This window comes from Crocosphaera sp. XPORK-15E (assembly GCF_034931425.1).
In the GTDB taxonomy this organism is placed as follows: Bacteria; Cyanobacteriota; Cyanobacteriia; order Cyanobacteriales; family Microcystaceae; genus UHCC-0190.
Window position 1 is genome coordinate 1 of the sequence record NZ_JAYGHQ010000042.1, and the last position, 11,822, is coordinate 11,822.

The window sequence follows — 11,822 nt, forward strand, 5'->3', positions numbered from 1 at the left end:
ATAGATCGCCCTTGGTTGACGGAGTTGGAGGAACGGTTGTTAAGGGTTCTTGAAGGGAGTTAAATTTAAACTGGCTGACAGCTTTTTGACAGTTGCTAGTATAATTAAAAGAAATTAGAGGTTTAACGTGATGCGTAAGCCACAAATTGCCGTTAGAGTTCCTCCTTCTCTTTTTGATGAACTCAATGACTATGTTAACAAAACTGGCACGTCTAAAACTGATGTGGTTGTGAGTGCGATCGCTGAATATCTTGGCTGTACTGATAATGTGCCATTAAGTCAGAGGATGACAGAATTAGAACAAAGAATGGCCGCATTAGAAACAAAGGAAAAGGGAGAAGCTAAGTAAAATTAAAATGGTTTACTTCCCTAAAAGATTACAAGTTTTCGTATCTTCTACCTATCTTGATTTAATTGAAGAAAGACAAGCCGCAGTACAAGCTATCCTAGAAGCTAAACATATTCCCGCAGGGATGGAATTATTCACCGCAGGAGATCAATCTCAATGGGAAGTTATTAAACATTGGATAGATCAATCTGATGTTTATCTCCTTATTTTAGGGGGAAGATATGGTAGTATCGACCCCAACAACAAAGAAGGAAAAAGTTACACTCATCTTGAATATGAATATGCTTTAGAAAAGAATATCCCTATCTTTTCTTGTGTTCTTAGAGATCCTGATAAAAGAGCCATGGAAAAGGGAGATCTTCAGAAGCATTTAGAACGAGATAACCCTAGTAAATATCATGAGTTTAAAAAGTCAGTAACTTCTAAAATGGTTAAGTTTTGGGAAAATTCTAATGATATAGAAAAATCGATTATTTTAACGTTAAAAGATTTTGAACGGCGAGATAATATCATTGGTTGGATTAAAGGAAATCAACAGACACCAAATAGTTTGCAACTTGATGAAATAGAAAAGTTAAACAAAGAACTTAACTCTAAAATTAATCAATTAAATCAGCAATTAGAAACAGAGCGATCGCAAGCTTCAAACTTGTCTGATAAACTGAAAATAGCACAATCAGAATTATCAGAAAAAAGCTTAATAATTACTCAACTACAAGAACAAATAAAACAGCTTCAATTTCCTGTAAAAATAATAACCGCAGAAATAGAACTCAAAAGCGCAAAAGGCGTTGACTATACTAAACTCCGTGACCTCCTAGCAGCAGGTAAATGGAAAGAAGCTGACCAGGAAACCGCTAACGTAATGCTTCAAGCTGCTAACCGAGTCTCGGAAAGATACTTAAGGGTTGAAGATATTGATAACTTCCCCTGTGAGGACTTACGCACCATCGATCAACTTTGGGTTAAATACAGTAACGGTAAATTTGGCTTCAGTGTTCAAAAGAAAATCTACATTGATGACCTAAAAGGGACAAGAGAGTATAATGTTGAAATCTGGAAAGAATTTGGCGATCGCGTCGGTTGGCGTAAAGGAGGCAACTGGTTGAACTACTCAGACCTTACTTTTGAATTACTTGATACTACACCTGTAGCACACCTTCCGCACCTTCCGCATTACCTTTTGGCGGGCGAGGGAGGAGCCGGAGGGAGGGAGTGCCATTCTCTTTTCTCGCGCACTCTTTTCTGGCACCGCGCACCGCGCACTCTTTTCTCGCGCACAGACTTGTAACCTGTAGTGTATCGCCATCACAAGCCATTGTCAAGAGTTAAATTTGGTTTCTTTTTTTACGAAGTCATGGGCTTTTTCCAAATTCGATACCTGGCACCAAGGGAAGTCAGAAGTTTGAAGTCAGCAGAGAAGTTTGAAGTAAGTTATCAGTTAAGTACAGGAGAATTGTTAAAAGATTAAAAGAATCAATCTACAATTTCTGTAACTTGGCCAGGTCAACTGATAACCCGTTAAAAGGTCAAGCATCATTAAAAAACTGCATAGCAACTTGAGGGTTATAAGCATTAGCAACTTCAAACTTTTCCGCACTTCGACTCCGCTCAGCACATCGCTACTTCTCTTATCTCATCTTTATTGGTTTCTTCAACTGCCCAAGGTAGTTTAGTTTGCCCTGGAGTATGTTTCTTTTTATCCTTAACTTTCAACACTTTTGGTAACAATTTCTTGCCCCAATGATAACGCCTTTCTGACTTAGGTTTTGGCTTATATTTATGACAGAAACTCTTATACTTTTTAGCGCACTCATCAAGAGATTCACCCAAACTCAAAAACGCTGGATGCCATTCTGTAAGTCCATCATCACTTAATCGTTCATGTATTCCATAGTTAGAGAAATCATAGAAAAACCCCTGCTGCATTCCTGCACTTTTAGGGTTAGCATGAATATATCTCATAGTATTTAAAGCCCGTTGATAATCATTTTTCGGAAAGCCACCACTAAAATATCTTTGTTCCCAAAAATGACCCGTTCTATTCAACATTCGATTAAAACACATGGCAGTATACCAGTTGATATACTGCATAATTTTAGGTAAATCTTCCGGTTGCTTTGGTTCTATGAGATAATGGACATGGTTACTCATAATACAGATAGCATAAAGTTTAAACTTAAACTTATTAATAGCCTTATTCAAAACATAAATAAAAACCTCTCTACACTCATGACGTAATATTTAAACTCACGATTATTACAGCGCGTCGTCACATGGTAACAATAATTAGGTTGTAAATCACGGGGTTGTCTTGGCATAATATTCAATCATTAATTTTCCGTGATGATTGATGGCTTTTAACTATTAACTGTTCCTGTTTAAAATAACTAATTAAGATAACCAATTTATAATAATTAAGCTGTTGAAATTGTTTTAAAAATGTTGTAAGATAAGAGATAATTTAATTGTTTTTGTTCTATGAAAAATAAAGATAGATATCCTGATAACTGGGATGAAATAGCTTTAAGAGTTAAGATAAAAGCTAACTGGACTTGTTCTAAATGCGGGCTTAAATGCTTATCTACTGATGATAAGCGAACCGATAAAAGCCAAAGAACAAAGCTCACATTAACCGTCCATCATTCTGATTATGACCCATCAAATAATCATCAATCTAACCTAATACCTTTGTGCAGTGCTTGTCACCTTTATATGCACAGAGGCAGAAGGCAAAATATTAGCCCAGGTCAGTTAAAATTAGATTTAGGAGTGTAAATTTAAGTGATTCACGGATACCCTGATCACACTCTAGTTTATTGGAAAAATGAACAGAGTGGACAATTAGCGATCGCTGTTCTTCAATACTTAAATAATAGTCGCAATTTTAGGGACATTCACGCTGATTTACTAAGAGACTATTTAAAACATTGGACAAGTTTTAGAGGACATTATTTTTCTAAAGAAGAAGATAGACAAAACTTGTTAAAGCAATTAGATAAAGCTCAATCAATTAAAGACTTTAATCAAATTATTGAGCAATTATTAAAGGTTGGAATTGACCCATTTTAAAGGAGAACAATGACTAACTCTGACATCCGCATCAAACGCGATACTTACGACGAACTAATCAAACATCTTGAAGTACACGCCCCCACTGATGAATGGGCAAGAACCTTACTTGAACGACTACAAACCGAAGCAAAACCGTCTTATATACTTGATAGCGGGGCTTATTTATTAGATAGTAAAAATGGGGCTGAATATCGGGTTAATTGAAAAAAAGTACATTCATTCAATGTATAGTATTATTGTCTGACATTTTATAAATCTGTTCCTATGGCTAGTGTAAGAATTTCAGCGAGATTGCCTGTTGACCTTTATCAACGGTTAGAAGACTACATGACAACCAACAAGCTCTCTCAGACGGAGGCTATTATCGCCGCGATCGCTACTTATTTTGGGGAAGGCGATAATGTTCCTTTGGCTGAGAGGGTCAGTAAGTTGGAGAAGCGGTTAGAGGTTTTGGAACGGTAAAGACACGCACTCGCTACCCGTGTCCCTTCAGGAGTGCCAGATTAAAAAAATCATTGGTCTTGATAATATGATATTAGATAACGAAAATTGCAATTTAAAAGTCCATGAATGGATTAATAAATATACAGAAGAAGGCACTATTGATATCGTTACAGGCTATTTCACTGTTGGGGCTTTAGCTCATCTTTCGCAGCAGGTTAATCAGAAAATTACGAAATTTCGGCTAGTGTTGGGAGATATTGTTAATTTAGATCAAGTCAATGATCATCCCTTAGATTTACTGAATGAAAACATTACAATTGAAGCGGCTCTAAATCTTAGCCGTTTAGCAAAAGAAGCAGTTGATTTTTTAAAACAGGATAAAGTTAAAGCAAAAACTTTAGAGCCAAATTTTTGCCATGCTAAATGCTACCTTTTTGATCCATTGGACAAAGATGATCGCAAAAAATATTTCATTTCGGGTAGCTCAAATCTGACAGAAGCAGGAATTGGTTTAAAGTACGCTAATAATCTAGAGTTGAATATTGCTGAAACGGGAAAAAATAATCAGTATAAAGAATTAATTGAATGGTTTGAGTCACTTTGGCATAAACCGCAAGCTCATCATGAAAAAACGATTTTTTCTAAGGATGGTACAAGCAAAAAAGTAGATTTTAAGCAGTATTTGATTGAATCAATTACTAAGATATTTATTGAATACTCACCGAGAGAAATTTATTATAAAGTTCTATTTGAGTTATTTGGTAATCAAATTTTAGAAATTGAAAACGACCCAGAATTTAATCGCCAAGTAGGGAGGCTAGAAAATACGGTTATTTTTAACGCTCTCTACGATTTTCAAAAGAAGGGCGTTCTAAGTTTAATTCGGATGTTACAAAAGTATGATGGGGCAATTTTAGCCGATGCAGTGGGGTTGGGTAAAACATGGAGTGCATTAGCAGTAATGAAGTTTTTCCAGATGCAGGGGCGTGAGGTAATATTACTTTGCCCTAAAAAACTGGAAAATAACTGGAGACGCTACAAGGAAGACCAGGCATCCAAGTTTGAAAGTGACAAGCTCAAATTTTTTATGCGCTTTCACACGGATATGAATAGCTCTCGCTTAGAATCTTACAATGACCGTGCTGATAAGTTCTTTTGTGACGATAAACCTAAGCTGATTGTGATTGATGAAAGCCATAATTTGCGGAATGATAAAGCCAATCGTTATAAGTTTTTGGTTGAGCAGATTTTGAAAAATAATCAAGATGTCAAAGTTTTATTAATATCAGCAACACCGATTAATAACTCTCTCAATGATGCCAGAAATCAGTTTAAGTTGATGGTGCAGGGGGATGTAAATGGTTATGAAACAAAGCTAGGTGTCAAAAACATTGACTATTCCTTTAAACAAGCACAAACCATATTTAATGAATGGCGCAAAGATCAACATCCAAAAATCGGAGATTTTATCAAAAAACTCTCAGGTAATGATTTCTTTAGGTTGACTGACTCTTTGCTAGTTGCCCGAACTCGCAAGATGGTTGAGAGTCAGGAGACTTATTTAATATTTCCTGTCAAAAATAAGCCTGTAAATTTATTTGTAACACCACATCAGCTTGGTAATTTTGAAACCTTTGAGGAGTTGTTTGAGCATTTCCCACCGATGCTGTCAGGCTATCAACCAGCATTTTATTTAGATGATAATTCGGGCGTAAAAAAAGATGTATTGAAGGATGAAAAACTACGCGATCGCTTTCTGGTCAAAATGATTTATATCCTGATGGTGAAGCGGTTAGAGTCTTCTTGGTTCTCCTTTTACTCAACAGTTGAGAAAATCAAAGATCATCATCAAAATGCTTTAGATAAGATTAAGGCATATCAAGCAAGCAAGGCAGCCCCCGTAATCTTGCCCGTAATCCTAGAAAATGATGCTGATAACTTGGATGATGATCAAAATGACGATGAGTTTACAGAAGCAGTTGAGCAGTACACGCTAGGCAAAAAACGCCCGATTAGTATCGCGGAAATTGATCGTGTGGGTAATTTGGATAAGTTTAAGGAGGATTTGAAACAAGATTTAGATGCTTTAGATAAGCTTTCGGTCAACTTACAAAAGTTTGCTGTAAAACTTGACAAAGAAATTGCTCCAACTTCCAAGAAGTCGGATCGGCTGAAATCCTGTGATGATAAGTTGAAGGCTTTGATTGCAGAGATTGTCAAAAAACGTAAGTCGGGCGCAAATAACCATAATCCCAAGGTAGTAATTTTTACGGTCTATCGAGATACGGCGGTATATCTGTTTGAGCAGCTACAGGCTAGAGGTTTTGACAAGATTGCGATCGCCTCTGGTAGTGGCTCATACTCAGAAGATAGCGATCGCAAACAGTCTATGGAAGCCGTTCTCGAAAGGTTTGCACCCTATACCAAGCTGTTTTGTGAAAAGGAATGGTCTTTTAGCTCTGAGAAAAGTATAGAGAAACAAGGGTTAGAAGCTTTTGCAGAATGGCAAGATTGGATTAGAGAAAACCATCCAAATACTCACCAAAAGTTAACCAAGCCCATTGATATTTTGATTGCTACGGATGCTCTTAGTGAGGGGCAGAATTTGCAGGATGCAGATATGGTGATTAATTACGATATTCACTGGAATCCTGTGCGGATTATTCAGCGTATGGGAAGGATTGATCGCCTGGGTAGTCCGAATGAGCAAATTTTTGGGATTAACTTCTGGCCGTCAGATAATATTAATTCTTACCTCAATCTTCAAGGACGGATTGAGAAACGTATGGTAGCAATGAAGTTGGCTGGCTCAGAGGTCGATCATCAGTTTTCTGACAGCTTTGCAAAAATGGCTCATGACGAAGACTTTGACCGCAAGATGAACGATCGCATGATGGAACAAATGCTAATCACTTGGGATGATATCGAGGTAAGCGATCAAGGTCTAGGTTTTGATAGTTTGTCTTTGGAGCGTTATCGACAGGATTTACTCGCTGAGTTTAATCGTGATAGGGATAAATACCGCCAAATGCCCAAGGGTGTCTATTCAGGCTTTGTGGGAGATGCAGAGACGGGTGATCAGGGTGGGATTGTCGCTTTGCTTGGTTATCCGGCAAAACCATCAAAGAAGCTCGATCATCAATATCAAGTTTTGGATTTGATTTATATCGACAAGTCGGGTAAGTTAGTTTTAAACAATCAAAAGGAAGTGTTAGATTTTTTGACCTTAAACAAAGACCGAGAGCGATTTGTACCTGATGCGGTGGATCGAGGAGAACCAGTGGCGATCTCTGAGTTAGTAAATACTCTCAAGTCTTGGTTAACCAGTCAGGCGGTGCAAACTGAGGTGATGGATGATGGCACTGTCAAGGAAACGATGGGTAATGAAACGCTAAGAGTTTTGCAAGGCTTAAAGAAAGGTAATAAGGTTGCTATAGAAAGGATCAAGCAAAATGTTACAGTTGATGGCAAATATCAGCTTAATAATTTCGATTTAATCACTTGGGTTTTAGTAACGGTATAAAATTATGCAACTAACAATATTTAATGAAATAGATTTTTTACCTGCTCTAAAAGCTTTTTTTCGTGAGCTAAATGTACCGATTAATTATTTAGATGATAAGCCAATTTCGGCAAAAAATATATTACAGAATACTTATAAAGATAATGAGTCTTTTAAGTTGGTTAATGATGTTTACTTTGTTGGAGTAGTCGATGATGCAGCATTTCGAGGAAATCAAAGTTTAGAAATCGCCCAAATCAAATCCGATTATGATGGGATATTGATTTTTGGGATAACCTTGAAAGATCGCTCAAATAATTTACTGCCAAAGCGATCGCAGTTAGCGGAAATAGCACGCGCTTTTAATCGGGAGTTTTGCTATACGCCTGTGGTGGTGGTGTTTAAGTATGTCGATGCTGATAGGGAATATCTGGCGTTTGCGAATACGGAGAGGTTGAAATATAAGGATAATCGTGAGGGTGAAAAAGCGGGTAAGGTGACACTGCTAAGGGATATTGATATCAGGCAGCCACATTCGGGACATGAGAGGATTTTGGCGAATTTAGCGATATCGACTACGGGCAAAAATAAGGTTGATTCGTTTGCCAGTCTTTATAAATATTGGCAAGAAGTCCTTAGCGTCAGTTTGCTGAATAAGGATTTTTACAAAGATCTCTCTAACTGGTATTTTTGGGCAGTTGGGCGCGTAACTTTTCCCTCAGAGCCTAATTTACTTGAAGCTCAAGCTAAGAAAGTTAGTCTTGAGGATTTAAAGCAAGAACACAAGTCTAAAAATGTGATCCGCTTACTAACGCGATTACTTTTTGTTTGGTTTATTAAAGAAAAGGGGTTAATTCCTAAAGAGCTTTTTGAACTTGATGATTTACAAAAGGATATTCTTAAAAATATCTCTCCCTATACAGACTTAGGACTCTTTAAGCAGATAAATCAAGAAAGTAGCTATTACAAAGCCATTCTACAAAATCTCTTTTTTGCAACGCTAAACTGTCCAATTAAACCAATGGAAAGTCATGACAATCGTGAGAGAGGCTTTCGGAAGATGGATAACTATGGACAGCACCGAGATGCTAATTTCTTGATGCGCTATGAAAAACATTTTCAAAATCCAGATCGATTTGTGGAGATGGTGAATGGTGTTGTTCCTTTTCTAAATGGCGGACTTTTTGAATGCTTAGATGACAAGTTAAATAAGGTTTATATTGACGGATTTTCGGATAATCTGGCTAAGGGTGAGCAGTTAATTGTTCCAGATTATTTGTTTTTTGGAGTAGAGGAAAAGGTTGATTTAAGTGCCGAATATGGCGTAACTAATAAGGCAACCAAAGAGGCGGCGGTAAAGGGTTTAATCAATATGCTCAAGGCTTACAAATTTACAATTACAGAAAATACACCAATTGAAGAAGATGTCGCACTTGATCCTGAGTTGTTAGGTAAGGTATTTGAGAATCTTTTGGCTAGTTATAATCCTGAAACAAAGACGACAGCCAGAAAGCAAACAGGCTCTTTTTATACGCCCCGTGAGATTGTTAATTATATGGTGGATGAGAGTCTCATTGCCTATTTAAAAAATGAGTTACTTAATCAAGAGTTGGGATATAAAGAGGAAGATTTAGATCGGCGATTGCGTCAACTGGTTTCTTTTGATGCTGTTAATCCATTTGAAGGAAATACTGAGGTTCAAAGACGGATTATTGAAGATTTAGATGAATGTACTATTCTTGATCCTGCTTGTGGTTCGGGTGCTTTCCCGATGGGAATTTTGCAAAAAATGGTGCATATTTTACAAAAGTTAGACTCAGAAAATAAGGCTTGGAAAGAAGTACAAAATGAAAAAGCAAGACAAGAAAGTTCAGATGTTTTTGAAATGAAAGATAAGGAAGCCCGTAAAGAACGTCTATTAGAAATCAACGAAGCTTTTGATGAAAGTCTTAACTATCCAGATTATGCTCGCAAATTATTTCTAATAGAAAACTGCATCTATGGGGTTGATATACAGTCTATTGCTATCCAAATTTCTAAGCTACGTTTCTTTATTTCGTTGGTAGTCGATCAAAAGGTTGATCCGAGTAAGGATAATTTTGGGATTCGTCCTTTGCCGAACCTTGAAACTAAATTTGTGGCGGCTAATACCTTGATTGGAATCGAGAAGCCAAAGGGACAGTTAAATTTATTTGATGATAGTAATCCAGAAATCGAGAAGTTAGAAGCGGAGTTAAAGAAGGTAAGGCATCGTTTATTTAGTTCTAAGTCTCCTAGTCATAAAAAAAAGCTGAGAGAGCAAGATAAGGCTTTGCGGGAACAAATTGCTGTGGTTTTACAGAAGAATGGTTGGAATATTGATACTGCCAGTAAATTAGCAAATTGGGACCCATACAATTTGAATGATTCGGTTGGTTTCTTTGATCCAGAATGGATGTTTGATATTTCAGATGGTTTTGATATTATTACAGGTAATCCCCCGTGGGGCGCTTATCTTTCAAATGAAGACAAACAATATTTTAAAACCTATTATCCAAATATTGATTCATCAACTCCAAATTCTTTTGCCTATTTTCTCGGTGAAGCAGTCAATCATAGTGATGGAATTATAAGTTTTGTTCTCCCCGATAGTATTTTGATAAAGGATTTTGCAAAAACAAGAAAATTGCTTCGAGACTATGTTTATGAAATATCATGGTATCTAAACACTGGAATACCCGAAGATAATAGACCTTTTGTTTATGTTGAACATGATGTTTGTGTTTTATTAATAAATAAAAATATTAATTCTGAAAACTGTAGAATTAATAAATTTCAATATAATTTTATTGAAAAGAAGCCTGTCTTGGAAACTTATTTAATAAATAAAAGCGACTTCATAAAGAAAGAGCATGATTATTCATTTAATCTTAAAATTAGAACTGTTGAAAGCAATTTATATGCCCAATTAGTCTCATTTAAGAAACTTTCTGACATTCTTCAATGTCACGAAGGAATTCATACAGGAAATTCTAGAGAATTATTATTTCATAATTCAAAGATACACTCACATTGCAAACCACTTTATTATGGTGGTAGGGCTGGTGATACAATTAAAAACTATGTATCAAAAACATCGGGTTGGTATGTTGATTATAGAAGTGAAATAATTGATAAAAATAAAGGATTTTATGCTTCACTAAGAGATGAAAGGATATTCAAGTTTCCCAAAATCTACATTACTAGAACTGGAAATCCAATGAAAGCCTTTTATGATCAGAATAATTATGCGTCCAATAACTTCTTTTCGTTACAATTTAAAAATTACACAGAAAACAATGAAACCTCACTAAAAACAATATTACCTCTTATACTCTCAAAGTTCTCCAATTACTACATTAGAACTTTTGCTGCACCACGATTGGGTGATACTTTTATTGAGACTAAAATTTTTCATATACTAAAAATTCCTTATCCGCAAAAGATTATACAAAATCAAACAGTCAAGTTAATTTGCGATTCAATTATTCACCTGATTGATAATGAAAAGGATTCGAGTATAATTCAGAGTGTAATAGATGGAATCCTTTTTAATTTTTACTTCCCCGATCACATGAAAGAGCGTGGTATAGATGTGTTGGGGTTTGTGGAGCGAGATATTGCAGAAGTTATGCAAGGCAGGGAGTTTGAAAAACTTTCGGATACAGAAAAGGAAAAAGTCATTGAGCAGTTGCATACCAAATGGACAGATCCCGACAATGAAGTGCGCGATCGCATCAAACTATTTGCTGTCAGAAGTCCCGATATTTTAAAACCTATCTTGGAAAGCAAATAATGAAACGAATTAAAGAAATCAAAATCAAAAACTTTAAAGCCTTTAAAGAGCAATCTTTTCTTTTAAATGGCAAGCATCTTTTAGTTTATGGTAATGGGGTTTGAGTAGCAACTGCGAAAAAAGTGACGCTAAGAACTTATGGCAACTGTACCAATTCAACCATCTGAGAATTAGACCCCTCAAACCCTTGAAATCTCGTTCTCTTTCTCTGTACCAAATAAACCTTAGTTTAACTGGTACACCATGTTTAGAGACAAAGTGCTAAGGAAAGATGAAATTTTGAAAGCCTTATTTTACAAGACTTTCAGTCTTAACGGCACTTTGTTAAACTAAGCCGGAGAGTCGCCCCTCCGACTCGTCTTCAGAACCGTGCATGAAACAGAGGAAGAACGGGAAAGCAACCCCTTAGAGTTCGTTCAAGCGCAAGACATTCAGCTAGTTTGTTATCAATGGTTTAAACCAGAGTAAGTGATGTTATGATTATCCCTTAATACTCTAAACCTCTAATACCTTTATAGGTTAATTAGTTTATAGGTTTAACAGTTCCCGTAACTCATTCTCATTCTTAACTTGACTCCAATCAATATCACTGGACTGTAATAAAGAAATAGCCACCCCAATCAAATGCTGAGGATAAA

The 11,822-nt window shown here is 36.3% G+C and carries 9 protein-coding genes; 8 read left to right on the forward strand and 1 reads right to left on the reverse strand.

Annotated elements, in window-relative coordinates:
- Window positions 1-130 precede the first annotated feature (130 nt).
- Together VB691_RS23720 and VB691_RS23725 are read left to right on the forward strand one after the other, a co-directional pair.
- The gene (locus VB691_RS23720) at window positions 131-349 is read left to right on the forward strand and encodes a DNA-binding domain-containing protein (protein ID WP_323294000.1); all 219 of its coding nucleotides are present in this window, start codon (window positions 131-133) and stop codon (window positions 347-349) included.
- A 7-nt stretch (window positions 350-356) separates the two neighbouring features.
- Window positions 357-1,640 carry a GUN4 domain-containing protein gene (locus tag VB691_RS23725; protein ID WP_323294001.1) on the forward strand — a complete coding sequence of 428 codons (1,284 nt, stop codon included), beginning with the start codon at window positions 357-359 and terminating at the stop codon, window positions 1,638-1,640.
- 320 nt (window positions 1,641-1,960) lie between these two features.
- Here the strand turns inward: VB691_RS23725 and VB691_RS23730 are convergent, their stop codons facing one another.
- Window positions 1,961-2,554 (reverse strand): transposase, encoded by a 594-nt coding sequence (locus VB691_RS23730; protein ID WP_323294002.1) that lies wholly within the window; start codon window positions 2,552-2,554, stop codon window positions 1,961-1,963.
- Between the two features lie 276 nt (window positions 2,555-2,830).
- Here VB691_RS23730 and VB691_RS23735 point away from each other — a divergent pair, with 276 nt between their 5' ends.
- The 6 genes from VB691_RS23735 (at window position 2,831) to VB691_RS23760 (ending at window position 11,184) form a co-directional block, all read left to right on the forward strand.
- Window positions 2,831-3,127 (forward strand): HNH endonuclease, encoded by a 297-nt coding sequence (locus VB691_RS23735; protein WP_323294003.1) that lies wholly within the window; start codon window positions 2,831-2,833, stop codon window positions 3,125-3,127.
- Between the two features lie 6 nt (window positions 3,128-3,133).
- Complete coding sequence (locus tag VB691_RS23740) at window positions 3,134-3,421, forward strand: hypothetical protein (protein ID WP_323294004.1); 288 nt, start codon at window positions 3,134-3,136, stop codon at window positions 3,419-3,421.
- Window positions 3,422-3,430: 9 nt separating this feature from the next.
- Window positions 3,431-3,628 carry a hypothetical protein gene (locus VB691_RS23745; RefSeq protein WP_323294005.1) on the forward strand — a complete coding sequence of 66 codons (198 nt, stop codon included), beginning with the start codon at window positions 3,431-3,433 and terminating at the stop codon, window positions 3,626-3,628.
- A 60-nt stretch (window positions 3,629-3,688) separates the two neighbouring features.
- On the forward strand, window positions 3,689-3,886 hold the full coding sequence (locus VB691_RS23750) for a DNA-binding domain-containing protein (protein ID WP_323294006.1): 198 nt from the start codon (window positions 3,689-3,691) through the stop codon (window positions 3,884-3,886).
- A 67-nt stretch (window positions 3,887-3,953) separates the two neighbouring features.
- Window positions 3,954-7,391, forward strand: coding sequence for a helicase-related protein (locus VB691_RS23755; RefSeq protein WP_323294007.1), 3,438 nt, complete (start codon window positions 3,954-3,956; stop codon window positions 7,389-7,391).
- Between the two features lie 4 nt (window positions 7,392-7,395).
- Window positions 7,396-11,184 carry an Eco57I restriction-modification methylase domain-containing protein gene (locus VB691_RS23760; protein WP_323294008.1) on the forward strand — a complete coding sequence of 1,263 codons (3,789 nt, stop codon included), beginning with the start codon at window positions 7,396-7,398 and terminating at the stop codon, window positions 11,182-11,184.
- The last annotated feature ends 638 nt before the right edge of the window (window positions 11,185-11,822 follow it).